Origin of the sequence: Aminobacter niigataensis (genome assembly GCF_014200015.1) — a bacterium.
GTDB classification, from domain to species: domain Bacteria; phylum Pseudomonadota; class Alphaproteobacteria; order Rhizobiales; family Rhizobiaceae; genus Aminobacter; species Aminobacter niigataensis.
Map to the genome: position 1 here is coordinate 1,192,691 of NZ_JACHOT010000001.1, position 22,997 is coordinate 1,215,687.

Below are 22,997 nucleotides of genomic sequence, written 5' to 3' on the forward strand. Positions count from 1 at the left end.
ATCAGCAAATGGACCAGGCAGGCCCGATCTGCTGCACAGCTTATGCTGCGCGCGTGTTCGGCTTGCGCGCGCCGAAGCGGCGCTTGCCACCCTTGGGTGCATTTCCATTCGGACGATCGCCCTTCGGCTTGCCGCCATTGTTTCCGCGCGGGCGCTGACCGCTGGGCCGGCGTTCCTCGCGATCACCGCGGTCGTTGGCCGGCACGAAGCTGCGCGGCTCGCCGGCCGGACGTGCCGGATCCGGTTCGCCAAGATGGTCGGCATCAATCGTCAGCTTCATGCGGATGATGCGCTCGACCTGCCTCAGCTTCGAGTTTTCCGAGGGATCGACCAACGTGACCGCAACGCCGTTGGCGCCATTACGGCCGGTACGGCCGATACGGTGGACGTAGCTTTCGGCTTCGTCAGGCAGGTCGAAGTTCACGACGTGGCTGATGCCGGGTACGTCGATGCCGCGTGCTGCGATATCGGTGGCAACGAGGATGCGGACCTTGCCGGCGCGGAAGCCGTTGAGCGCGGCCTGTCGCGCATTCTGCGACTTGTTGCCGTGGATGACGGCGGCGGGAAAGCCGTCGCGATCCAGATCCTTCACGACACGGTCGGCGCCATGCTTGGTGCGGGCGAAGACCAGGACCGAGGTCATGGCGTCATCGGCCAGCATCTTGGCCAGGATCTGACGCTTCTGCTTGGTGCGCGCAAGGATGATGCTCTGGCGGATTTCGGCCGCGGTCGTGCTCTGCGGCGCAACTTCGACGCGAATCGGATCCTTGAGCAGGCCCTGCGCCAATTCAGCGATCTCAGCCGGCATGGTTGCCGAAAACAGGGCGGTCTGACGGTTGCGCGCGGTCGCCTTGGCGATGCGCTTGACGTCGTTGATGAAGCCCATGTCGAGCATGCGGTCGGCCTCGTCGAGGACCAGCCACTGGGTGTCGGCCAACACGAGGTCGCCTTCACGGACGAGGTCGGTCAGGCGGCCGGGCGTGGCAATCAGCACGTCGACGCCCGGAGCGATCTTCTTGACCTGCGAGAAACGCGACACGCCGCCGAGGACCAGCGCGGTCGAAACATGCGCACCCTTGGCGAGGATCTTGATGGTGTCTTCGATCTGCACGGCGAGCTCGCGCGTCGGCGCCAGGATCAGCGCACGCGCCGTCTTGGGCCGGCGCTTGGTGCCGAGCGCCATGATCTTATGCAGGATCGGCAGCGAGAAGGCTGCGGTCTTGCCGGAACCGGTCTGGGCGATGCCGAGGATGTCGCGGCCGGCCAGTTGCGCCGGGATCGACTCGATCTGGATCGGCTTGGGCTCAGTGAATCCGGCCATCTGGGTGGCCTTGAGCAGCGCGCCGGTAATGCCGAGTTTGGCGAAGCCGTTCAGCTCCGCATTGATTTCATTCGTCAATATCTTCTTCTTTCGTGCGACGGCTTTCCCGTCACAAACAACAATGGCGGCAGGGCGCAATCTGCCGGCCCGAATCTCGTGTGAAACGACAAGGCGGCGGACGCGTGTCCGCTCGGCTGCGCTGTCGTGCCCGCTGGCCTCATGCCGCGGGTCTATTCCGCCGCCTTCCGTTGCCGGAAAGGGAGAAAACAGACGCAACCAGTCTCTCTGGGGAGAAAGCCGTAAGCCCGGCCCAAGCGCCTATGACGCCGCATATGGATCATTTGGCTCGAAATAGCAAGCCCACCATGCTGCGGTGCAACATCGCGGCACTTATTTTCCCGCCGCTTGATCTGCTTCAGGCGGCGCCGACCACCTCGTTGTAAGTGTCAAGATCGACGTAGAATATCCTGGTGATCGCTAGGACCAGTTCGTCCCCCCAATAGCCGTGCGATTTCAGGATGCTGACTGCGGTGAGTATGTCGACCGGCTCGGTCAGACGCCTCTTCATGCTTTCCTCGACAAACTGTTCCATCGGCTGTCCCTTCGTCCGATTGCACACACGCAATGAACTCAGACCAGAACTCCCCATCAGGGTATGGAACATCGCTTGCGCGGAACTTGCCAGCGCGCCGGCGGCTCCATTCATAGATCGGGATGACGCGGGAAAGTTGGCCGACTCACAAGGCCGGAGCCATGCTACCACAGGCCGGTGGCATCGCTACCGCTGGGGCGTACCCGGCTCCGCCGGGATAGCAACGTCGAGGGCAAGCTTCACCATGTCGGTGAAGAGCTCCTGCCGCTCGGACGTGTCCGTCTGCTCGTCGGTAACGAGGCTGTCCACCACGGTGCAGATCGACAGGGCCTTGGCATGGAAGCGGGCGGCGACCGTGTAGAGCAGGCTGGTCTCCATATCGACCGCCAATGCGCCATGGGCGCGGACCCCGGCAAAGCGTCCAAGCACATCGGGGTGGTAGAAAACATCGCTCGAAGCGGTCTGGCCGACATGATGGTCCAGACCCAGCTCGGTGGCGCGCTGTGCCGCGCGGCGCAAAAGATCGAAGTCGGCGCTCGGCGCGTAGCTGTAGAAGCCGAACAGCTGCCGGTTGACGGCGCCGTCATTGCTCGACGATTGCGAGATGACCAGGCTGCGCAGCCTGACGTGCTCGGCCAACCCGCCGCATGTGCCGACGCGGATCAAAGTCCTGGCGCCATAGGTCTCCAGAAGTTCGTGCGCATAGATGGCCATCGATGGCGCGCCGATGCCGGTGGTCTGGACGCTTATCGGAACGCCACGGAACCTGCCGGTGTAGCCGAGGGCGCCGCGCACCCGGTTCACGCACCTGACGTCTTCTAGGAAAGTTGCGGCAATCCACTCCGACCGCTGCGGATCGCCGGCCAATAGCACCGTTTCAGCGTAGTCACCGCGCCTTGCTTCGTTGTGCGGCGTAGTCTGCATTGGTCACCCCCGACGACGCGCTTGCCGGCATGATGGCATGAACACCACATACGGGAAAGCTAATAGAAGTTCGGGCAGAACTGAACTGGATACGCGGTGCCTAGCTCTCGAGCACCTCTTTGACGACCGTCGCCAGTTGCTTGAGCGAGAACGGCTTGGGCAAGAATCCGAACTGCGCATCGGCTGGAAGGTTCTTGGCGAAAGCGTCCTCGGCATAGCCGGAAACGAAGACGAACTTGATATCGGGCTGGCGTTTGCGCAACTCGCCGAGCAGCGTCGGGCCGTCCATCTCGGGCATGACGACGTCGGATACCACGATGTCGATCTGGCCCTTGAGTTCGTCGAATATCTCGAGAGCCTCGACGCCCGACGATGCCTCGTGGACGGTGTAGCCACGCGAGGTGAGCGCCCTCACCCCACCCATGCGCACCGCATCCTCGTCCTCGACCAGCAGAACCGTGGCCGAGCCGGACAGGTCCTTGGCGACGTTGCCCGCCCCGGCTTCCTGTGACTTGGCCGTTGCAGCAACCGATGCCTCCGGCCTCACTTCATCCGCCGGCTGCGCCTTGGCCACGTGCCGCGGCAGGAAGATGCGGAACACAGTCCCCTTGCCGACCTCGGAGTCGCAATAGATGAAGCCGCCGGTCTGCTTGATGATGCCATAGACCATCGACAAGCCGAGACCCGTGCCCTTGCCGACCTCCTTGGTGGTGAAGAACGGCTCGAAGATCTTCTTCAGCACCTCGGGCGCGATGCCGCTACCGGTATCCTCGACCTCGACCAGCACGTAGTCGGCCGGAACCAGTTCGCGGTAGCCATAGGCCTTGCAATCTTCGACCGGAACATTCTTGGTCCGTACCATCAGGTCGCCGCCATCAGGCATGGCGTCGCGCGCGTTGACCGCGAGATTGACCACGACCTGCTCCAATTGGCCGATGTCGGCCCGGATGGGCCAGAGGTCGCGGCCATGGTCGATCTTGAGTTTGATGCCGTTGCCGACCAGGCGGGCAAGCAGCGTGCGCAGGTCGGCAAGCACGTCGGTAAGGTTGAGCACTTCCGGACGCAGCGTCTGCTTGCGCGAGAATGCAAGAAGCTGCCTGACCAGAGAGGCGGCGCGGTTGGCGTTCTGCTTGATGTTCATGATGTCGGGGAAGGACGGATCCGACGGCCGATGATTGGTCAAAAGCAGGTCCGACGCCATGATGATGGCGGTAAGCACGTTATTGAAGTCGTGGGCGATACCGCCGGCGAGTTGGCCCACCGCCTGCATCTTCTGGCTCTGCGCCATCTGGCTCTCGAGCGCCTTCTGCTCGGTCGTCTCGACGGCATAGACGATCGCCGCTTCCTCAGCACCCTCCGCGTCCGAACCGTCGGCGACAGCGTTGACGTAGAAGCGCATGTGGCGCTCCTCGTTGTCGGGCATCACGGTGTCGATCGGCGCGATGTCGGCCTGGCGCTGATGCGCGCGCTCGAGCGCCGCAGCAAATGCCGCGCGGTCGCGCTCGTGGATGACGGTGTCGAGGCGCACGCGCCGGTCGACCGCATCCCTGTCGACGACCGACGAGAACAGCGACAGGAACGGCGCATTGGTGCGCAGGATGCGTCCAGCCTGGTCGACGCCTGCAATGGCCATGGGCGTCGAATTGAAGAAGCGGGTGAAGCGTACTTCCGACGCGCGCAACTGGGCGGAGGAGTCCTCTCCCTGGGTACGGTTGAGAACGATGGTGCGCGTCGGCCCGTTGACGCCCTCGCGGCTCGCCGAGACGCGGTGCATGAAACGAACCGGCAAGGCTTCGCCGTTCACCGTAGCGAGGTCGAGGTCGATCACCGCATTGCGCGTCGTCCCCGGGTCGGCCTTGACGGAGCGGACAAGCGCCATCCCGTCGCCGGCGACAACTTCGTCGAGGCTGATGGCGCCGGGCGTGAAGCTCGCCAGATCGATGCCGAGCCAGTCGGCCAGCGTCGCATTGACATAGGTGATGCGGCCATCCTGGTCCGCCGAGAAGAAACCCGCCGGCGCGTGGTCGAGGTGATCGATGGCCTGCTGGAGATCGAGGAAGAAGCGTTCCTGCTCCGCCCGCTCCGGCGAAATATCGGCAAGCTGCCAGGCATTCAGCGGCTGGCGTTGGCCTGGAATGCTGAAGGCACGCGCCCGCACGCGATACCAGCGCGCGCCCGGTGCAGCGCCTGGACGAACGGATTGACCAAGCCGAAATTCGCCGTCGCCCGCCTGGCCGTCGCGCAGGCCCGACGCCAACTCGGAAATGGTCGACGACGCCTCTGGCACATCCGACAACAGGCCATCGACCGTTTTCAAGTCCGATGCGGTGGTGGCTCCAGTCATGTCGGCATAGGCGCGGTTGGCATAGACCACGCGACCCTTGGTGTCAGTCACCACCAGCCCTTGCGACATCGAATCGACGAAGGCCTTGGACAGGCCGTCGGCAGGCGAGCGCGGGGAAATCTGGATGAAGCCGATGGCGGTGGCGAAGAGATAGCCGACGCCGATCATCGCAAGCACGCCAAGCATGCCAAGCAGGAACGGATCGCCCAGGCGTTCGCGGAACACACCGAATACGATGGCCGCGCCGGTCAGCACGACGATAAAGATGATCAGCCGCGTGATGGCGTCGGGGCGCGCTGCCTGATCCACGATCGGAACCGGATAAAAGTCGTTGCGCGTTTCCTTGGCCATGCCCCTGCGAGTCTCTCCAGCTCCCTCGTACGGAAGCGGTTGAATCACATTCTCCTTACCGGGAAAAGGCCCAGCCCCAAAAAGGCGGTGCAAGCCTGAGGCAAGATCATGCGCTTAGCTTCAAACGTGGCTGTAATACGCGAATGGCAACTTGCCGGGCGCGGCGGCAAGGCGTTAGTGTCGCCCCGGCGCGGCGACGGGGAAAAGATATGTTCGAATGGCTGGATAGCGTGGCGGGACCCGGATATGCGGCAGCAGTGCTGTGGACGTTCGCTGCGCTGGTACTGCTTGTCATCGTGCTGGTCATCGTCAAGCTGATCCGCAGCCTGACTTTCGGTACCTTCGTTGCCGGTGGCAGGAACAGGAAGACGCGCCTTGCCGTCATGGACGCGACTGCCGTCGACAGCCAGAGGCGGCTTGTCCTGGTGCGCCGCGACGACATCGAACATCTGCTCCTGATCGGCGGACCGACAGATGTCGTTATCGAAACAGATATCCGGATGACCGCACCGCGCCGCCCGGCGCTGACCGGCACCGAAGCCGGACAGCAAGCTGCCCAACCGGCCCGCCAAGCAGCAGCGCAACCAACTGTCCAGCGGCCGGCACAGGCACCGGCTGCCAGACCGCAGCAGCCCACGCCGCCAGTTCCCGTCAAGCAGGCACCGCCCAGGCTACCGCTCTCACCGACTGCACCGGCTGCTCCCAGTCCGGCGCCGAGGCCCGCCATTCCTGCGGGCTACGCCCCTCCAGTTCGATCGTCACCTGCCCCGGCAGTCGCGCCAATGCGCGGCGAAGAAATCGACGAGACGCTGATGAAAGAGCTGGAAGTCTCGCTTGACGACAAACCGCAGGCCAAGCCGGCAAAGGCCGCCGATCCATCGCTTGACGACGAGATGGCGAAGCTGCTCGGCGAGCTGACCAGCCACAAACGATAACACGGCCGGCATCAGACAAGAAAAAAGGCGGCCGAAGCCGCCTTTTTCTTGTTCTGGTATCCCGCGATCAGTCGTCGCGATAAACCTTTTCGCGGCGCTCGTGGCGCTCCTGCGCTTCGATCGACAGCGTGGCGATCGGACGTGCGTCCAGTCGCTTCAGCGAGATCGGCTCGCCGGTCTCCTCGCAATAGCCGTAGGTACCCTCGTCAATCCTCTGCAGCGCCGAGTCGATCTTGGAGATCAACTTGCGTTGACGGTCGCGCGCCCTGAGTTCGATGGCACGGTCCGTCTCGGATGATGCACGATCGGCAAGATCCGGATGGTTGGCGTTTTCCTGCTGGAGTATTTCGAGGGTTTCGCGAGCTTCGCGGAGGATGTCGTTCTTCCAGGCAACCAACTTTGCTCTGAAGTAAGACTTCTGCCGTTCGTTCATGAACGGCTCCTCTTCGGAGGGCACGTAGCCAAGTGTAACGGTATCGTTCATTCGACTCACCCAACAACCCCGTTTTGGCGCCTATATATTCGCGGGCCAACCCTCGCACAAGCGTAATCCGCGAAAAGTTGGCACCTACATGTAACTGGCGATTCGGCGTGGCAACGGCGCAACGCTCCCCCCAAGAAACGCAGACCGGCATCGTCCGGTTGCAAGGCGCCCGGCGCTTGGCTACATCCTGAAGGGATAATTGGCGCAGGCTCGTCAGGAGCTTGAGGCTCCGGGAGCAACATTTGAGCAAGCTCTACCTTCTCAGACACGCCAAGGCCGGCTGGGCACTTCCCGGCGTCAGGGATTTCGATCGACCGCTCGACGCCACGGGTATCGCCGACGCTGAAGCCACCGGAACGGCGATGCGGGCCAGCGGCTACGTGCCCGAACTGACGCTCTGCTCCAACGCCCGGCGCGCCCGGGAAACGCTGGAAGGCCTGGCCGGCCATGCCGATACCGGACGCGTGGTCTTCACCGACGACCTCTACAGTGCCGATGCCGCCGGCTATCTCGACAAAATCCGCGAAAACGGCCGGCACGGCTCGATCCTCGTCATCGGGCATAATCCGATGATGGAAGATCTGGCCATCGCCGTGTCGGGCGACGGCGAGGAGACCGCGCTGCATACGCTGCACACCGGATTTCCGACCTCCGGCCTCGCCGTAATCCGGCTCGAAGGCGCGCTGACCGGCGCCGAACTGGGCCGAGGCTACCTCGAAGCTTTCCTGACGCCGGCCGATCTTTGAAGCCGGACGCCATTTCAAATCCCGGAGGTGGCACCTATATCCGGCGCGACCGCATGGGGGATGACGATTGGCGTCACTGACCACCTTTACCGACGAGGCGCGCATCGCGCTGGACACGCTCTCCGGCCGCGCTACGGGGCTGTTTTCGCCTTCCTTGCGCCTTGGCGTCACAGGGCTTTCACGTGCCGGCAAGACGGTGTTCATCACCGCCTTCGTGCACAATCTGATCCATGGTGGCCGCCTGCCCCTGTTCGAGGCGCAGAAATCAGGGCGCATCTCGCGCGCTTTCCTCGAGCAGCAGCCCGACGACGCCGTGCCGCGCTTCCAGTACGAGGATCATGTCGCGGCCCTCGTTGACCAGCGCATCTGGCCAGATTCCACCCGCGCCATCTCGGAGCTCAGGCTGACCATAGAATTCGAGTCAGCTTCCGGCTGGAACCGCATGTTTTCAGCTGGAAAATTGTCTGTCGACCTGGTCGACTATCCCGGCGAATGGCTGCTCGACCTGCCGCTGCTCGGCAAGAGTTACGACGATTTTTCCCGCGAGGCATTCGAACTCGCCCGGCTGCCTGTCAGGGCCGACCTGTCGGAAGCCTGGCGCGGGCTTGCGGCCACGGTGAAGCCGGAAGCCGACGCCGACGAGATGACGGCCCGGCGGCTGGCCGAGACGTTTTCCGCTTACCTCAAGGCATGCAAGGACGACGAGCGCGCGCTGTCGACGCTGCCGCCCGGGCGCTTCCTGATGCCGGGCGACCTCGAGGGTTCGCCGGCGCTGACCTTTGCGCCGCTGCCCGGCCTTGGCCAGCGGGCGCGCCCCGGCTCGCTGCATGCGATGATGGAGCGGCGCTACGAGGCGTACAAGACGCATGTGGTGAAGCCGTTCTTCCGCGAACATATCGCCCGGCTCGACAGGCAGATCGTGCTGATCGACGCCATGCAGGCCCTGAACGCCGGCCCTGGCGCCATCGCCGACCTGGAGCGCGCGGTGACCGAGATCCTTGCCTGCTTTCGACCCGGCCGCGGCAATCTCTTGACCGACCTGTTTTCACGACGCATCGACCGCATCCTGGTCGCTGCGACCAAGGCCGACCACCTGCATCATGAGAGCCACGACCGGCTGCAATCGATCGTGCGGCGGCTGACAGACCGCGCCGTGGCGCGGGCGAACCTTTCAGGTGCCGAAGTCGACGTCCTGGCATTGGCTGCGGTGCGCGCCACGCGCGAAGGCACGGTCAAGCAAGGCCGCGAGACGCTGCCCGTCATCATTGGAACACCCATCGAGGGCGAGGCGATCGGCAAGGAGCGTTTCGACGGTAGCACGGAAACAGCTATATTTCCCGGAGACTTGCCGGAGAAAGCCGATGTCGTGTTTCAGGATTTCGGCACCAATCATCGCCAGGACGCAAACGATCCGACGATCCGCTTCGTGCGTTTCCGTCCGCCCAGGCTGGAACGGACCGCCGAAGGCGTGACGCTGTCCCTGCCGCACATCCGGCTCGATCGCGCCTTGCAGTTCCTGATTGGAGACCACCTCGCATGAGCACGCCTCGCAAGCCTGCCGCGTTCCGCATCGAGCCCGAAGCCGATGCACGGGACAGCGCTGCGGCCAGGACGCCGCAGGCCGCCGAGCGCAAACCTCGTGCGCTGGCCAAGGAGTCGGTCGTCGTCACGCCGGCCGAATTCGACGTCTTTGACGAGGCCGACATTGCCGTGGCCGAACCGCCGCCTGCCACTGCACCCAGGCGCCAATCACGCATCGGCGCAATCTTTCTCGCGGCGGCGGGCATCCTGGTCTCGCTCGGCATCGGATTGTGGACCGACAGGCTGATCCGCGACCTGTTTTCCAGGGCCGACTGGCTCGGCTGGCTGGCGGTAGGTGCAGCCGCAATTGCCGCGGTTGCGCTGCTCGTCATAGTCGTTCGCGAGCTTTTGTCGGTTTTCCGGCTCGCCTCGGTTGAGCGCCTGCGCAACCGCGCGACTGATGCCATCGAACGCAATGACCCCGGCGCAGCGCGCGGCGTCGTCGACGAATTGTCGAGCCTGCTGGCATCGAAGCCCGAAACGGCTGCGGGCAGGCGTGCCCTGGCGGATCTGCGCGGCGAAGTGATCGACGGCCGCGATCTGGTGGGCCTTGCCGAGACCGAAATCCTGACGCCGCTCGACGCACAGGCAAAGATCCTCATCCTGGATGCGGCCAAGCGCGTGTCGCTTGTCACGGCTGTCAGCCCGCGCGCGCTGGTCGACATCGCCTATGTGGTGTTCGAAGCCGGCCGGCTGATCCGCCGGCTGGCGGAGCTCTATGGCGGCCGCCCGGGCACGCTCGGCTTCTTCAGACTGGCGCGCGCAGCACTTGCCCATCTGGCCGTTACCGGCTCGATCGCCGTCGGCGACAGTTTCGTTCAGCAGCTTGTGGGCCATGGACTTGCCGCCAAGCTGTCGGCAAAGCTCGGCGAAGGCATCGTCAACGGCATGATGACCGCGCGCATCGGCATTGCCGCAATGGAGACGGCGCGCCCTCTGCCCTTTGCTGCGGTCAAGCGACCCGGCATGGGCGATTTCCTTGCCGCACTCACCACATTCGCAACCAAGGACAAGGGTGCCGACAAGGCCAAATAGACGAAGCATTAACCATTTTTCGCCATGGTCCCGGCAGCTAGTCGTTCCAGTTTCCTGCTGTCGGGTGTGCCCATGAAGCGCTTGTTTTTGTCCGCCGTTTTGCCCGCCATGGCGGTTTCGCTCTCAGGCATCGCACATGCCGAACCCGCCAAGGCACCCGAACGCGATAAGAAATTCTTCAAATCGGTCGAGGGCGAATGGGTCGGACCCGGCGAAATCGTCGCCGGCAAATACAAGGGCACCAAGTTCACCTGCAGCTTCACCGGTTCGACGCCGGACGGGAAAGTCGGGATGTCGCTCGACGGCGGCTGCCGCGTCGGCGTGTTTACCCAGAAGATGTCGGCAACCATCGAACAGAAGGGACGCAGTTATCGCGGAACCTTCCTCGACGGCTCCGCGGGCAAGGGCCTGGACATCGTTTCCGGCAACGTCGTCGATGGCAGAAAAGTCGTGCTGTCGCTCAACCGTAACCAGCTCAACGGCGTGATGCAGGCCCGCGTGCCTGACGAGAACTCGATGCATGTCACAGTTTCGGTGCGTGTCGACAAGCAACTGGTGCCGGTGATCGGCATGAAGCTGTCGCGCGTCGACGACACCGCCGTCGGCGCCATCGCCAAGAACTGATTCCCCTGCCCCAACGAAAAGGGCGGCGCCATCGGCGCCGCCCTTTTGATTCTCGCCGCGAGAATCAGCCCTTGATGGCTGTCAGCAGTTCGTCATAGGCCTTGCAGGCCTCTTCCGAAGTGGTGGCGCCAGTGTACTTGGACGCAACTTCCTGCACCTTGGCCGACAGTTCGGCAGCCTTGGCCGGATCCTTGGTCACCGCTTCCTGAAGCGCCGTTCCCACTTCCTGGCTCTTCTTGGCCATGACTTCGGCGGTGCACTCCGGCGCCGCCTTCGAGCAGGCCGAAAGGCCAAGCGCAGCAACACCAATCACGGCAAACAGAATCTTGTTCATGTCAGTCCTCTCCTCGTAACCGGCAGGAAATGCCGGCGGCAATTCAACCACCCGCTGGTCGAAACCGGACCCGCCTTAGCGTCAAGCCATGTCACACGCAATGACAGGTTGTGAGGCCAGCGCGCGCACCCTGCCCGACTGCAAATCCCTACAGCAAATTTCGGTCCGTCAGGCGGGCTGTTCGGCGGCGTGCGAACCACCTATCTTGAGCTTCCCCTCAAGCGGCCGGCAGCCGCAAACAAAGGATCGACAGAGCGCATGGCGGCAGAGACTACGGGCGTCGACCTGATTCCGGTTGTGGCGTTGCTGGCTGCGGGCGTCGTGGCCGTTCCGATATTCAAGCGCCTCGGCCTTGGCTCGATACTCGGCTATCTCAGTGCCGGCGTCATCATCGGCCCTTTCGGCATCGGCGTGTTCTCCGAGGCAGAAACCATCCTGCATGTCGCCGAGCTCGGCGTGGTGATGTTCCTGTTCATCATCGGGCTCGAGATGCAGCCGTCGCGGCTTTGGGGCCTGCGGCGAGAGATCTTCGGCCTCGGCGCATTCCAGGTGGGCCTTTGCGCGTTACTTTTGACCTCCATCGGACTGGCGACAGGATTTTCGGTTGCGCAGTCCTTCGTCGCCGGCGCCGGCTTCGTTCTGACCTCCACGGCAATCGTCATGCAATTGCTCGAAGAGCGCGGCGAGATGTCGACGCCCAAGGGCCAGCGGATGGTGTCGATCCTGCTGCTGGAAGACCTCGCCATCGTTCCGCTGCTGGCGCTCGTTGCCTTCCTTGCGCCGGTTTCGGGCAATGAAGTCGACACCGGGTGGGCCGGCCGGCTGAGCGAGATCGGCATCGGCATCGCCTCCATCACCGGCCTGGTGATCGCCGGCCGATATCTGCTCAATCCGCTGTTCCGCATCCTTGCCGATTCGCGCGCCCGCGAGGTGATGACCGCCGCCGCCCTGCTGGTGGTGCTCGGCTCGGCGCTCGCCATGCAGCTTGGCGGGCTCTCCATGGCGATGGGTGCCTTCCTCGCAGGCGTGCTGCTTTCCGAATCGACCTTCCGCCACCAGCTCGAGGCCGACGTCGAGCCCTTCCGCGGCATCCTGCTCGGCATGTTCTTCATCGCCGTCGGCATGTCGCTCGACCTCCTGGTGGTCGCAGCCAACTGGCAGATGATCGCCTTCTACGTCGTCGTCTACATGCTGGCGAAAGGCATTGGCATCTACGTCGTCGCGCGCTGCCTGCGCTCGGGGCATCGCGAGGCGCTCGAGCGCGCGGTGATCATGGCGCAAGGCGGCGAGTTCGCTTTCGTGCTCTATTCGTCGGCGCTCGCCGTAGGCATCATCGACGGCGAGTCCAACGCTATCCTCACCGCCATCATCATCATCTCCATGGTGCTGACGCCCCTGGCGATCATGGTGCTGCGCCGCCTCACGCCACAGGACGAACAGTCGCTCGAAGATGTCGACGTGGCTGCCGAACTGAGCGGCACGGTGCTGGTCATCGGCTTCGGACGCTTCGGCCAGATCGCCAGCCAGCCGCTCCTGCTGCGCGGAGTCGATGTCTCGATCATCGACAACGACGTCGAGATGATCCAGGCGGCGGCCGATTTCGGCTTCAAGGTCTATTACGGCGACGGCACGAGGCTCGACATCCTGCATGCTGCCGGTGCCGGACGTGCACGTGCGGTGTTGATCTGTGTCGACAAGGCGGATGTTGCTGTCCGCATCGCCGAACATCTCAGGGCCGAATTCCCGCTGATACCGGTACTGGCACGGGCTTATGATCGGGGCACCGCGATCGAGCTCATTCGCGCCGGCGTCGATTTCCAGCTGCGCGAGACATTCGAATCGGCGCTGCTTTTCGGCGGTTCCACGCTCGAAAAGCTCGGCGAGGATCCCGACGAAGTCGCCGAGGTGATCGAAGAAGTGCGCCGTCGCGATGCGGCGCGACTGGAGATGCAGTTCGCAGGTGACATCCAGTCCGGCCGCAACTATCTGCAGGGCAACATTCCCGGTCCGGTGCCGACGCCGCTGACGCCACCGCGCCGCGCCGCCAAGGCACTCAACGAGGAAGCGGCGAGCGTCATCGCCAGGAAGACGACCGAACAAACGGAAAGGAATTGATCATGGTGGACAGGCAGCGCGCAACCGAAGTCGTCGCCTATTGGCGTGAGGCCGGCCCCGAAGGCTGGTTCCGCAAGGACGAGATGTTCGACGACCGGTTCCGCAGCCGTTTCGGCGACCTGCACATGGCCGCGGCCAAGCGCCAATGCGATCACTGGGCGAGCGACCCCGAAGGCGCACTGGCGCTGATGATCCTGCTCGACCAGTTTCCGCGCAACTGTTTCCGCGGCAGCGGCCATATGTATGCCACCGATCCGCTCGCCCGCCATTTCGCGCGCAATGCGGTAGCCGACGGCCACGACCTCGCCACAGAAGGGCCGATCCGGGTGTTCTTCTACCTGCCGTTCTCACATTCCGAGACGTTGGCCGACCACGACATCCCGCTCGAACGGTCGACCGCCCTTGGTGGCGACTACCTGAAGCACGCCATCGGCCATCGCGACATCGTCGCTCGTTTCGGCCGCTTCCCGCACCGCAACTCCATCCTCGGGCGCGAATCGAGCGAGCAGGAACTGGCGTTCCTCGAAAGCGGCGGCTTTTCCGGCTGAGCGGCTCAGAGCTCCAGGCGCATAAGGGGTCGGCCGGGCTTGCGCTCGGCCGCTCGCGAAAACCCGGCTTTCTCGAATACCCGCGTCGAGCCGACAAAAAGACCGACCGAGCGCGAATCCTTCGACTGGTCCATCGGGCACGCCTCCAGCAGCCGCGCACCCGACTGGCGCGCAAAATCGATGCCGGCGTCGACCAGTTGGTGAGTCAGTCCCTGGCCGCGCGCATTGTTGCGGATGAAGAAGCACGAGATCGCCCAGACACGTGGGTCGCCGGCATCATCGGGATCCAGCGGCGTGGATCCCCTGCCGGCATTGTTGAATTCGGGCACATCGGCGCGCGGGCCGATCTGCATCCAGCCAACTGCTTGGCCGGCATCGAAGGCAAGCACGCCCGGCGGAGGCCCCGCCTCGATGCGCGCCTTGATGTGATCCTTGTTGCGTTCGCGACTGCTTTGCCGCCGTGCCGCCGGCGGCAGCCTGAAATAGGTGCACCAGCAGCCGTAGCAAGCGCCCTGCTTGCCGAACAGGTCTTCGAATTGCGGCCACAGATCGGGCGTCAGCGGCAAGATGGCATCGGACATGGATAGCTCCGTCGCACAGCCTTGTCGCGGCACTGCGGCTGGCATAAAATCGCGTTCGTTCTCTTTATGTTCGCAGTGAAGGCAATGCCTGTCAACGATCCCAGCCACGGTTTCTGCCGCGACTGCCTTGCCCTTCAGCGCGGCGCGGGCCCGCGCTGCCATGCCTGCGGCAGCCCTCGCCTGTTGCGCCATGCGGAGCTCTACGAACTGCATCTCGCCCATATCGACTGCGACGCGTTCTATGCGGCAGTGGAAAAACGCGACAACCCCGACCTGAAGAACAAGCCCGTCATCATCGGCGGCGGCAAGCGCGGGGTGGTTTCGACCGCATGCTACATCGCCCGCATCCATGGGGTGCGCTCGGCGATGCCGATGTTCAAGGCGCTGGAGGCCTGCCCCGAGGCGGTGGTGGTCAAGCCCGACATGGAGAAATACGTCCGCGTCGGCCGCGAGGTGCGGGCGATGATGCAGGCACTGACGCCGCTGGTCGAGCCGATCTCCATCGACGAGGCGTTTCTCGATCTCGACGGCACCGAGCGACTGCACGGGCTTCCCCCCGCTCTGGTCCTCGCTCGATTCGCAGCGGCCGTGGAAAAGGAAATCGGCATCACCGTCTCGGCCGGGCTGTCCTACTGCAAGTTCCTGGCCAAGATCGCCTCCGACTTCCGCAAGCCGCGCGGCTTTGCGGTCATCGGCGCGGCAGAGGCCCTGGGTTTCCTCGCGCAACAGCCGGTGACGATGATCTGGGGCGTCGGCAAGGCCTTTGCCGCGACGCTCGAACGCGATGGCATCCGCAGCATCGGCCAACTCCAGCGCATGGATCGTGGCGACTTGATGCGGCGCTACGGCACGATGGGCAGCCGGCTCTACCATCTGTCGCGTGGCCAGGACGACCGGCAGGTGTCGCCCGATCACGAAGCCAAGAGCGTCTCGGCGGAGACGACCTTCGACACCGATCTCGCGACGCCGGCCGACCTCGTGCCGGTGCTGCGCGCCCTGTCGGAGAAGGTGTCGGCGCGGCTGAAAAAGGCAGGTATCGCGGGCCGGACGGTGGTGCTGAAGCTCAAGACGCAGGATTTCAAGCTCAGGACGCGCAACCGGCAGCTTGCCGATCCGACAAGGCTCGCCGACCGCATCTTCCAGACCGGCATGCAATTGCTGGCCAGGGAAACCGACGGCACCAAATACCGCCTTCTCGGCATCGGCGTCAGCGACCTGTCGGACGACGAGCGCGCCGATCCGCCTGATCTGGTCGATGTCCAGTCACGCAAGCGCGCACTGGCGGAAGGTGCCATCGACGTGTTGCGCGGCAAGTTCGGCAGGCAAGCGGTCGAGACCGGCTACACCTTCGGCAAGGGCCGCAACACCCGCCCGCCGGAACCGCTGGACGACTAGCTTCCGCAGTGCGCCTTTGGCGTCTGAAGCGCCTTTCAGGCCGCCTTCTGCACCGACGTCACCGTGCCCATATTGTCGACGACGCAGGTATAGCGCTGGCCGGACGCATTGAGTTCGACCTGGTACCTGGTCGCGTCCAGTTGCGACGAGCCGACCGGCAACACCTTGTCGGCGTCGACGCCAGCCGAGGTTGCGGCAGCACTGGCGCAGGTGAGTTGCAGGTCGGCGGGTGCTGTCTGCACGGTGGTTCGCGCCATGTCCTGCGGTTCTGGCGCGGTGGAACTGCAACCGGCAGCAGCAAGTCCGGTCAGCAAGGCAGTGGCGGCAAGATGGATCGTTCGCATTTCGTCCCCTCGTTCCATGCGTCTGGTCGTTGAGAGGGATCACACCCCCTTGTAGAGCGCAGCCCCTTGCATCAGCACCACGACCTTGGCGCCCACCCGCACCTGCGCATGCAGGTCGACAATGTCGTCATTGTTCATGCGGATACAACCAGACGACACGTCGAGGCCGATCGTCCACGGTTCCGGCGTTCCATGGATGCGGTAGATGGTGTCCTGGTCGCCCTGGTAGAGGTAGAGCGCACGTGCGCCGAGCGGATTGTCGGGACCGCCCGGCATGCCGCCGGCAAACTTGGCGGCGTTCGGATCGCGCGCAACCATCTCGGCCGGCGGCGTCCAGGTTGGCCATTCGGCGGTGCGGCCGACGCGCACGATGCCGGCCCAGCCAAAGCCGTCGCGACCGACACCGATGCCGTAGCGCACGGCCTTGAGACCGGGCAGCACGAGATAGAGGAAGTGCTGGTTGCCATCTATGATGATCGTTCCCGGCTTCTCCGCCGTGCGGAACGTCACGATCTGTCGGCGAAACGCATCAGGCACCTGGCCGTGGGCGGCGTAATACTGCCGCGCCTTCTTGCGGTCGTAGTTGATCCATTTGTGCGTCTTCGGGTCGAATATCTGCGTCGTCGGGCCTACCTGCGCCAATGCCGCTCCGAGCCCCACAGCCATGAACAGGGCCGCGACCCAACCCAGCCTTCCGCGCAGACGCGACATCCCTGCCATGCACCTCACCCTTGTTTAGGTTTCGACCGGCATCACTGCAGCCATCCCTTGACGCGTTCTTCGTGGGTCGCCACCCATTGCTCGGCAAACTTCGCCGGATCCTGCCGCTCGACTTCCAGCGCGTAGCCCATGGCAGTCACTTCGTCGGCGTTGAAATCGACCTTGTCGAGGAACCTGGCCACCGCAGGCAGGCGCTTGGACAGCGAGGAAGCATAAGCCAGGCTGAAGCTCGACGGCTTCCAGGCCACCGGCGCGTCCGACTTCGACAGCCAGAGCGGATCGTCGGCCTGCAAAACCACCTTCCATTTCGCTGGATCGAATGCCGGCTCGCTCAGCTGCTTGATCTGGTGAAGCTGAAAGACATGGTGTGGACTGTAGCAATAGAAGACGATCGGCTTGTCGGTCGCGACAGCCGCATCAACCGCCGACATGCCGACTTCTTCTGGCATTTCCAGCAGCGTCATGGTTTCGGCATAGCCGTAGCTCTTGGCACGGATGCGTTCGACATCGGTCGACAGCCAGCCGCGCGCGCCGATCCACATCTCGCCCTTGCCGTCGCCGTCGGTATCGAAGAGCCTGGCCTTGGCAGGGTCCTTCAGATCCACAACGTCGCGTACGCCATGCTCGTCATAGGTCTTCTGCGTGACGCACAAACCCTGCGTCGCCGATACATCGTGGCTGCTGAGATGGATGGTGCCGCGGTCGGTGGCGTATTTCTGGATCAAGGGATCGAAATTCGGGCGCCAGACTTCCGGGTAGACATCGACCGTGCCCGCATCCATTCCGGAGAACGCGATCAACGTCCCCATCTCGGCGACGTCGACCTCGAGACCGAGCGATTTCTCCAGCGCTGCCTTGATGATATTCGCAGCCGCCTGTCCGGAAGGCCAATTCGGCATTGCCACGACAAGATCGGCGGCATGTGCCTGGAGAATGCCTCCCACAAGCACAGCCGTAGCGCAGACACCTCCCAACAGGGTCTTCATCTTGACCGCTAGCCTCGTTTCCGCTGGCAGCAGGCTCTATTCATCGGGCGTTGAAGTCAAGCGAAGTTACTCGCCCGGACGACCTTCAAGTTAGACAGGGATATTAGACGGGTTCACCCTCGATGAGGCTGATGCGTGGGCCGGCGTCGAAGACATTCGTCAAACGGAAACCAGAGGCGACGTAGAGACTTGCGAACTCGTCCCGGGTTCGCTCCTGCCCGCCGGGCACCGCCAGCATGTTAAGATCGGCTAACTTGGCCCTCGCACCTTCATTTGGCGGGGCCAGCACCGCGTCCAGCACGAGCAGCTTGCCGTCAGGCCGGATCGCCCTGCGGCAGCATTTCAGGACGGCAATCGAGCGTTCGTCGTCCCAATCGTGCAGGATCCATTTCATCACATGGGCGTCCGCCCCCTCGGGCACTGCGAGGAAAAAGTCGCCGCCGACCACCTGGCAGCGTTCGGCCACGGACGCCGTCTGCAGCACAGCTCTCGCGCCTTCCACCACCTGTGGTTGATCGAACAGGATTCCGCGCTGCAATGGGTTGCGTAACAGTATGGCGGCAAGCAGCGCGCCCTGCCCGCCGCCGACATCCATGACGACCTCGAACCTGCTGAAATCATATGCCGCCAGCACCGCCGCAGCGACAGCGGGCACGAAGGACGACATCGCCCGGTCGAAGATCAGGGATTCCTCGGGATGGTCGATGCGATACTGCCAGACGCCTGTCCCATGGGCATGGGCGAAGGCATTTTCGCCGGTGCGCACGCTGTGCAGGAGTTCGCTCCAGGCGTCGCGGTAGTAGGATCGCCCGACCATGCGCGCCCAAGGCGCGACGGAATGCTCGACATCGGAACGCAGGCCCGCTCCAAGACTGGTGAGTGAAAACCGGCGTGCGTCGCCTTCATGCAGCACGCCAACGGAGGCCAGCGCGCGCAGAAGCCGGTAGAGGGATTGTGGATGTGCAGAGGTGGCTTCGGCCAGGTCGTCGCTGGACCGGACGCCCGACGCCAGATGATCGGCAATGCCAAGCGTTGCCGCAACGCAGATCGCCTGGGACACCTGGTACCCGTTCACCATCTGCATAAGCTGTGATGCGGCGGCCTTCTCGTCCATGACGAAGCCTCAAGTGCCTGGTGCTTCCCCGATGCAATCGTTCAAAGCGGTTCTGGCTGGTTTGCACAGCCCAGCAAGCGGCATGCACTGCAGGTGAGAGGCGCCTAGAATACCAGCAGGGATTGTTCGCCGCAACGCGCTACAATCTTGCGCACCAGTAGGCAGCAGGCGTGACCTAGACCAGTTCGACCTCGACCACGCCAGGCACCGCCCGCATGGCCGATGCGATCGAAGGCGTGATGCGGTAGCGGTTGGGCAGTTCGATCTCGATCTCGCCCTGGGCGTCGCCTTTCAGCACGATGAAACTGACCTCGCCTTCGCCGCGGGTCGTAAGCTGATTGGAGAGCATATTCAGCGGTGCTGCGTCGCGCACGAAGATGCGCAATGTCTTCTGCACGCGGCTGGCCTCATCTTCCAGCGACTGCACCGTCTGGATGCGCAGGTTGACGCCCTCGGGCCGATCTTCGGCGGCAACGGTGATGACCACCGACTTGCCCGGTTCGAGCAGGTCGCGGTACTGCGCCAGCGCCTCCGAAAACAGCACCGACTCATATTGGCCGGAGACGTCGGAGAACTGGACGACGCCCATCTTGTTGCCGGTCTTGGTCTTGCGCTCCTGCTTGGTCGTTACCGTGCCGGCAAGCCGGCCAGCTGTGGCGCCACGCTTCACCGCTGCGGCGAAATCGGTCCAGTTCTGCACGCGCATCTTTTCGAGCGCCGATTTGTATTCGTCGAGCGGATGCGCCGAGAGATAGAAACCAACGACCTGGAACTCTCGGTGCAAACGGTCGGCCGGCAACCATGCATCGGCCTGCGGCAGGTGCAGCACGGGCGCCTGACCCGAAAAGGCGCTGCCGAAAATATCCGATTGGCCAAGCGTGGCGTTTTCGTGCGCCAGCGAGGCGAGGCCCATCATGCGCTCAATGCCGGCCATCAAGGCCGCGCGATCGTGGCCGAAGCAATCGAACGCACCGGCCATGATCAGGCTTTCGAAAACACGCTTGCCGACGGTCTTCGGATCGATGCGCTCGCAGAAATCGGCGAGGCTGGCGAAAGGCTTTTCCATCCGCTTGGCAACGATATGTTGGACCGCCGCTTCGCCGACGCCCTTGATGGCGGCCAGCGAATAGAAGATTTTCTTTTCGCCGACCTCGAAGTCGCGGAAACTGGTCATGACGGACGGCGGCACGACATCGATGCCGAGGCGCATGGCGTCCTGGCGGAAGTCGTTGAGCTTGTCGGTGTTCGACATATCGTAGGTCATCGAGGCCGCGAGGAACTCGACCGGATAGTGCGCCTTCAGATACGCCGTCTGGTAGGAAACAATGGCGTAGGCTGCGGCGTGCGACTTGTTGAAGCCGTAGTCGGCGAACTTGGCAAGCAGATCGAAGATCGCATTGGACTGGGGCTTGGAGACGCCCTTTTCCATCGAACCGGTGACGAAGCGCTCGCGCTGCTTGTCCATCTCGGCGCGGATCTTCTTGCCCATGGCGCGGCGCAGAAGGTCGGCTTCACCGAGCGAATAGCCCGACAGCTCCTGGGCGATCTGCATCACCTGTTCCTGGTAGACGATGACCCCTTGGGTCTCCTTCACCAGATGGTCGATCATCGGATGGATCGAGGCGATCTCCTCGTCGCCGTGCTTGCGGGCGTTGTAGGTCGGGATGTTCTCCATCGGGCCCGGGCGATAGAGCGCCACCAAGGCGATGATGTCCTCGACGCGATCGGGCTTCATGCCGATCAGCGCCTTGCGCATGCCGGCACTTTCAACCTGGAAGATGCCGACCGTCTCGCCGCGCGACAGCATGGCATAGGTCAGCGGATCGTCGAGCGGGATCAGCGCGAGGTCGATGTCGACGCCGCGCCGGCTGATGAACTGCAGCGCCTTCTGCAACACCGTCAGCGTCTTCAGGCCGAGGAAGTCGAACTTCACCAGGCCGGCCTGCTCGACATATTTCATGTTGAACTGGGTGACCGGCATGTCCGAACGCGGGTCGCGGTACATCGGCACCAGTTCGGACAGCGGGCGGTCGCCGATGACGATGCCGGCGGCGTGCGTCGAGGCGTGGCGGTAGAGCCCTTCGAGCTTCTGCGCCATGTCGAGCAGCGTCTGGACGATCGGCTCGCGCTCGGCCTCTTCGGCAAAGCGCGGCTCGCCCTCGATGGCCTGGCCGAGCGTCACCGGGTTGGCTGGGTTCTGCGGCACCATCTTGCACAGCTTGTCGACCTGGCCGTAGGGCATCTGCAGCACCCGTCCGACGTCGCGCAGCACGGCGCGCGCCTGCAGCGTTCCGAAGGTGATGATCTGGCCAACCTGGTCGCGGCCGTATTTGGCCTGGACATAGCGGATGACCTCTTCGCGCCGGTCCTGGCAGAAGTCGATGTCGAAGTCCGGCATCGAGACGCGGTCGGGGTTGAGGAAGCGCTCGAACAGCAGCGAAAAACGCAGCGGATCGACGTCGGTGATGGTGAGCGCATAGGCGACGAGCGAGCCCGCGCCCGAGCCGCGGCCCGGGCCGACCGGAATGCCCTGCACCTTCGCCCACTTGATGAAGTCCGCAACGATCAGGAAGTAGCCGGGGAATTTCATGCGCTCGATGATGCCGAGCTCGTATTCCAGGCGTTCCTTGTACTGCTCCGGCGTATAGCCCTCGGCCAGGCCGCGCGATTCAAGCCGCATGGCAAGGCCGTCATGGGCCTGCCGGGTCAGTTCGGCCGCTTCGGCTGCAACGGCGGCGTCGGCGTCGGCAATGTCGCCCCCGGTGAAGCGCGGCAGGATCGGATTGCGGTTCTTGGGATAATACGAGCAGCGCCGGGCAATCTCGACCGTATTGTCGATCGCTTCGGGCAGATCGGCAAAAAGCTCCGACATCTCCTTCTGGGACTTGAGGAAATTGTCAGGGGTCAGCCTGCGCCTGTTGTCTTCGGCAACCACCGAACCCTCGGCGATGGCGATCAGCGCGTCGTGCGCCTCATAGTCGGCGCGGGTCGGGAAGAAAGCCTCGTTTGTCGCCACCAGCGGCAGGCGGTGACGGTAGGCCAGCTCGATGGTCGCTGCCTCGACACCCCGATCGTAGCCGGCCACGCGTTCCAGCTCGACATAAAGCCGGTCGCCGAACATTGCCTGCAAGCCCAGAAGCCGGGCTTCGGCGAGGACCTGGTGATCGCTCCTGATCGCCGTGCCGATCGGCCCCCGCGGCCCGCCGGTCAGACAGATGATGCCGTCCGCCAGCCCGGCGACCCAGTCGAGCTTGGCATGCACCGGTTCGCCATTGGGCGTTTCGAGATAGAGCCGGCTGACAAGCCGCACGAGGTTGGCATACCCTGCCTCGGTGGCGGCGATCAGTACGATCGGGAGAAGGTCCAGCGCCTGCTTGAACACGGGTCCGCGCTGGCTGGAATCGGCAGTCTCGGCGAAGTCGACGTCGACTTGGCAACCGACCAGCGGCTGCACGCCGTCCTTGGTTGCCTTCTGAGCAAATTCCAGCGCGCCGAACAAATTGTTGCTGTCGGCCACTGCGATTGCCGGCGCGGCATCCTTCACGGCATGTCCGACGACCTTGCCGAGCGGCAACGCGCCTTCGAGCAGAGAATAGGCGGAATGAACGCGCAGGTGAATGAACGTCCTTGCGGAAGCCTCTGGCTTTGCTTCTGCTTTTAGCGCTTCACGCTTTAGGGGATCGCGCGGGAGCCGTTCACTCGACATCGAATCGTTTGCCTTGCAAGGAAGATTTCAGCCGGCATGTTCGGCCAGGGGCGCCATCGTGTCCATCCCGCATGGGGTCACGCCGGAAACGCCTTGTGGAGGACGATGCCGAACGCCGCTTTAGCACGGTTCGGCGTCACCTTCCCGGTTGATCGCCCGGCCAAAACCTGAAACGCTGCCGCCGGATTTTTGCCCCCGAAATTACATGAAGGAACAT

The 22,997-nt window shown here is 63.7% G+C and carries 20 protein-coding genes; 8 read left to right on the forward strand and 12 right to left on the reverse strand.

Going from position 1 to position 22,997, the window contains the following annotated elements:
• Positions 1 to 40: 40 nt before the first annotated feature.
• From GGQ99_RS05960 to cckA, 4 genes are all read right to left on the reverse strand, one after another.
• On the reverse strand, positions 41 to 1,399 hold the full coding sequence (locus tag GGQ99_RS05960; RefSeq protein ID WP_183261301.1) for a DEAD/DEAH box helicase: 1,359 nt from the start codon (positions 1,397 to 1,399) through the stop codon (positions 41 to 43).
• Between the two features lie 337 nt (positions 1,400 to 1,736).
• Positions 1,737 to 1,889: a hypothetical protein gene (locus GGQ99_RS05965; protein WP_183262411.1), complete on the reverse strand. Its 153-nt coding sequence runs from the start codon at positions 1,887 to 1,889 to the stop codon at positions 1,737 to 1,739.
• A gap of 210 nt (positions 1,890 to 2,099) precedes the next feature.
• Complete coding sequence (gene deoD, locus GGQ99_RS05970) at positions 2,100 to 2,837, reverse strand: purine-nucleoside phosphorylase (RefSeq protein WP_108608228.1); 738 nt, start codon at positions 2,835 to 2,837, stop codon at positions 2,100 to 2,102.
• Between the two features lie 100 nt (positions 2,838 to 2,937).
• Complete coding sequence (gene cckA, locus GGQ99_RS05975) at positions 2,938 to 5,532, reverse strand: cell cycle histidine kinase CckA (protein WP_183261303.1); 2,595 nt, start codon at positions 5,530 to 5,532, stop codon at positions 2,938 to 2,940.
• Between the two features lie 209 nt (positions 5,533 to 5,741).
• Between cckA and GGQ99_RS05980 the strand changes: the two genes are divergently transcribed.
• The gene (locus GGQ99_RS05980) at positions 5,742 to 6,467 is read left to right on the forward strand and encodes a flagellar biosynthetic protein FliO (RefSeq protein ID WP_183261305.1); all 726 of its coding nucleotides are present in this window, start codon (positions 5,742 to 5,744) and stop codon (positions 6,465 to 6,467) included.
• 67 nt (positions 6,468 to 6,534) lie between these two features.
• Here the strand turns inward: GGQ99_RS05980 and dksA are convergent, their stop codons facing one another.
• Entirely contained in the window at positions 6,535 to 6,951 is a 417-nt protein-coding gene (gene dksA / locus GGQ99_RS05985; RefSeq protein WP_055973928.1) for an RNA polymerase-binding protein DksA, read from the reverse strand.
• A 242-nt stretch (positions 6,952 to 7,193) separates the two neighbouring features.
• On the opposite strand from dksA, the gene GGQ99_RS05990 reads away from it, so the two are divergent.
• The 4 genes from GGQ99_RS05990 to GGQ99_RS06005 all read left to right on the forward strand — a co-directional run bounded on the left by GGQ99_RS05990 (position 7,194) and on the right by GGQ99_RS06005 (position 10,937).
• On the forward strand, positions 7,194 to 7,697 hold the full coding sequence (locus GGQ99_RS05990; protein ID WP_183261306.1) for a SixA phosphatase family protein: 504 nt from the start codon (positions 7,194 to 7,196) through the stop codon (positions 7,695 to 7,697).
• A 67-nt stretch (positions 7,698 to 7,764) separates the two neighbouring features.
• On the forward strand, positions 7,765 to 9,237 hold the full coding sequence (locus tag GGQ99_RS05995) for a YcjX family GTP-binding protein (RefSeq protein ID WP_183261308.1): 1,473 nt from the start codon (positions 7,765 to 7,767) through the stop codon (positions 9,235 to 9,237).
• Positions 9,234 to 10,313: a YcjF family protein gene (locus GGQ99_RS06000; RefSeq protein WP_183261310.1), complete on the forward strand. Its 1,080-nt coding sequence runs from the start codon at positions 9,234 to 9,236 to the stop codon at positions 10,311 to 10,313. The genes GGQ99_RS05995 and GGQ99_RS06000 overlap by 4 nt, the downstream gene beginning before the upstream one ends.
• 72 nt (positions 10,314 to 10,385) lie before the next feature.
• Positions 10,386 to 10,937 carry a hypothetical protein gene (locus GGQ99_RS06005; protein WP_183261312.1) on the forward strand — a complete coding sequence of 184 codons (552 nt, stop codon included), beginning with the start codon at positions 10,386 to 10,388 and terminating at the stop codon, positions 10,935 to 10,937.
• Between the two features lie 64 nt (positions 10,938 to 11,001).
• Here GGQ99_RS06005 and GGQ99_RS06010 read toward each other — a convergent pair whose 3' ends face one another.
• Complete coding sequence (locus GGQ99_RS06010) at positions 11,002 to 11,271, reverse strand: hypothetical protein (RefSeq protein ID WP_183261314.1); 270 nt, start codon at positions 11,269 to 11,271, stop codon at positions 11,002 to 11,004.
• 258 nt (positions 11,272 to 11,529) lie between these two features.
• Here GGQ99_RS06010 and GGQ99_RS06015 point away from each other — a divergent pair, with 258 nt between their 5' ends.
• Both GGQ99_RS06015 and GGQ99_RS06020 read left to right on the forward strand, forming a co-directional pair.
• Complete coding sequence (locus GGQ99_RS06015) at positions 11,530 to 13,386, forward strand: monovalent cation:proton antiporter-2 (CPA2) family protein (RefSeq protein ID WP_183261316.1); 1,857 nt, start codon at positions 11,530 to 11,532, stop codon at positions 13,384 to 13,386.
• 2 nt (positions 13,387 to 13,388) lie between these two features.
• Complete coding sequence (locus GGQ99_RS06020; protein WP_108608236.1) at positions 13,389 to 13,934, forward strand: DUF924 family protein; 546 nt, start codon at positions 13,389 to 13,391, stop codon at positions 13,932 to 13,934.
• Positions 13,935 to 13,939: 5 nt separating this feature from the next.
• Here GGQ99_RS06020 and GGQ99_RS06025 read toward each other — a convergent pair whose 3' ends face one another.
• Complete coding sequence (locus tag GGQ99_RS06025; RefSeq protein ID WP_108608237.1) at positions 13,940 to 14,515, reverse strand: GNAT family N-acetyltransferase; 576 nt, start codon at positions 14,513 to 14,515, stop codon at positions 13,940 to 13,942.
• Between the two features lie 66 nt (positions 14,516 to 14,581).
• On the opposite strand from GGQ99_RS06025, the gene GGQ99_RS06030 reads away from it, so the two are divergent.
• Positions 14,582 to 15,910: a DNA polymerase IV gene (locus tag GGQ99_RS06030; RefSeq protein ID WP_183261317.1), complete on the forward strand. Its 1,329-nt coding sequence runs from the start codon at positions 14,582 to 14,584 to the stop codon at positions 15,908 to 15,910.
• Between the two features lie 35 nt (positions 15,911 to 15,945).
• Here the strand turns inward: GGQ99_RS06030 and GGQ99_RS06035 are convergent, their stop codons facing one another.
• The 5 genes from GGQ99_RS06035 to dnaE form a co-directional block, all read right to left on the reverse strand.
• Positions 15,946 to 16,254: a hypothetical protein gene (locus GGQ99_RS06035; RefSeq protein ID WP_183261319.1), complete on the reverse strand. Its 309-nt coding sequence runs from the start codon at positions 16,252 to 16,254 to the stop codon at positions 15,946 to 15,948.
• A 39-nt stretch (positions 16,255 to 16,293) separates the two neighbouring features.
• Positions 16,294 to 16,920 (reverse strand): L,D-transpeptidase, encoded by a 627-nt coding sequence (locus GGQ99_RS06040; RefSeq protein WP_245439906.1) that lies wholly within the window; start codon positions 16,918 to 16,920, stop codon positions 16,294 to 16,296.
• An 86-nt stretch (positions 16,921 to 17,006) separates the two neighbouring features.
• The gene (locus GGQ99_RS06045; RefSeq protein ID WP_183261321.1) at positions 17,007 to 17,960 is read right to left on the reverse strand and encodes an ABC transporter substrate-binding protein; all 954 of its coding nucleotides are present in this window, start codon (positions 17,958 to 17,960) and stop codon (positions 17,007 to 17,009) included.
• 103 nt (positions 17,961 to 18,063) lie between these two features.
• Positions 18,064 to 19,074 carry a methyltransferase gene (locus tag GGQ99_RS06050; RefSeq protein WP_183261323.1) on the reverse strand — a complete coding sequence of 337 codons (1,011 nt, stop codon included), beginning with the start codon at positions 19,072 to 19,074 and terminating at the stop codon, positions 18,064 to 18,066.
• Positions 19,075 to 19,249: 175 nt separating this feature from the next.
• Positions 19,250 to 22,780: a DNA polymerase III subunit alpha gene (dnaE, locus tag GGQ99_RS06055; protein ID WP_183261326.1), complete on the reverse strand. Its 3,531-nt coding sequence runs from the start codon at positions 22,778 to 22,780 to the stop codon at positions 19,250 to 19,252.
• Positions 22,781 to 22,997: the final 217 nt, after the last annotated feature.

What these genes read in the sequence shown, in the direction of transcription:
- GGQ99_RS05965 (WP_183262411.1), bottom strand. Translation starts at nt 1,889, where the DNA reads ATGAAGAGGCGTCTGACCGAGCCGGTCGACATACTCACCGCAGTCAGC.
- deoD (WP_108608228.1), bottom strand. Translation starts at nt 2,837, where the DNA reads ATGCAGACTACGCCGCACAACGAAGCAAGGCGCGGTGACTACGCTGAA.
- cckA (WP_183261303.1), bottom strand. Translation starts at nt 5,532, where the DNA reads ATGGCCAAGGAAACGCGCAACGACTTTTATCCGGTTCCGATCGTGGAT.
- GGQ99_RS05980 (WP_183261305.1), top strand. Translation starts at nt 5,742, where the DNA reads ATGTTCGAATGGCTGGATAGCGTGGCGGGACCCGGATATGCGGCAGCA.
- dksA (WP_055973928.1), bottom strand. Translation starts at nt 6,951, where the DNA reads ATGAACGATACCGTTACACTTGGCTACGTGCCCTCCGAAGAGGAGCCG.
- GGQ99_RS06000 (WP_183261310.1), top strand. Translation starts at nt 9,234, where the DNA reads ATGAGCACGCCTCGCAAGCCTGCCGCGTTCCGCATCGAGCCCGAAGCC.
- GGQ99_RS06005 (WP_183261312.1), top strand. Translation starts at nt 10,386, where the DNA reads ATGAAGCGCTTGTTTTTGTCCGCCGTTTTGCCCGCCATGGCGGTTTCG.
- GGQ99_RS06010 (WP_183261314.1), bottom strand. Translation starts at nt 11,271, where the DNA reads ATGAACAAGATTCTGTTTGCCGTGATTGGTGTTGCTGCGCTTGGCCTT.
- GGQ99_RS06015 (WP_183261316.1), top strand. Translation starts at nt 11,530, where the DNA reads ATGGCGGCAGAGACTACGGGCGTCGACCTGATTCCGGTTGTGGCGTTG.
- GGQ99_RS06020 (WP_108608236.1), top strand. Translation starts at nt 13,389, where the DNA reads ATGGTGGACAGGCAGCGCGCAACCGAAGTCGTCGCCTATTGGCGTGAG.
- GGQ99_RS06025 (WP_108608237.1), bottom strand. Translation starts at nt 14,515, where the DNA reads ATGTCCGATGCCATCTTGCCGCTGACGCCCGATCTGTGGCCGCAATTC.
- GGQ99_RS06030 (WP_183261317.1), top strand. Translation starts at nt 14,582, where the DNA reads ATGTTCGCAGTGAAGGCAATGCCTGTCAACGATCCCAGCCACGGTTTC.
- GGQ99_RS06035 (WP_183261319.1), bottom strand. Translation starts at nt 16,254, where the DNA reads ATGCGAACGATCCATCTTGCCGCCACTGCCTTGCTGACCGGACTTGCT.
- GGQ99_RS06040 (WP_245439906.1), bottom strand. Translation starts at nt 16,920, where the DNA reads ATGGCTGTGGGGCTCGGAGCGGCATTGGCGCAGGTAGGCCCGACGACG.
- GGQ99_RS06045 (WP_183261321.1), bottom strand. Translation starts at nt 17,960, where the DNA reads ATGAAGACCCTGTTGGGAGGTGTCTGCGCTACGGCTGTGCTTGTGGGA.
- GGQ99_RS06050 (WP_183261323.1), bottom strand. Translation starts at nt 19,074, where the DNA reads ATGGACGAGAAGGCCGCCGCATCACAGCTTATGCAGATGGTGAACGGG.
- dnaE (WP_183261326.1), bottom strand. Translation starts at nt 22,780, where the DNA reads ATGTCGAGTGAACGGCTCCCGCGCGATCCCCTAAAGCGTGAAGCGCTA.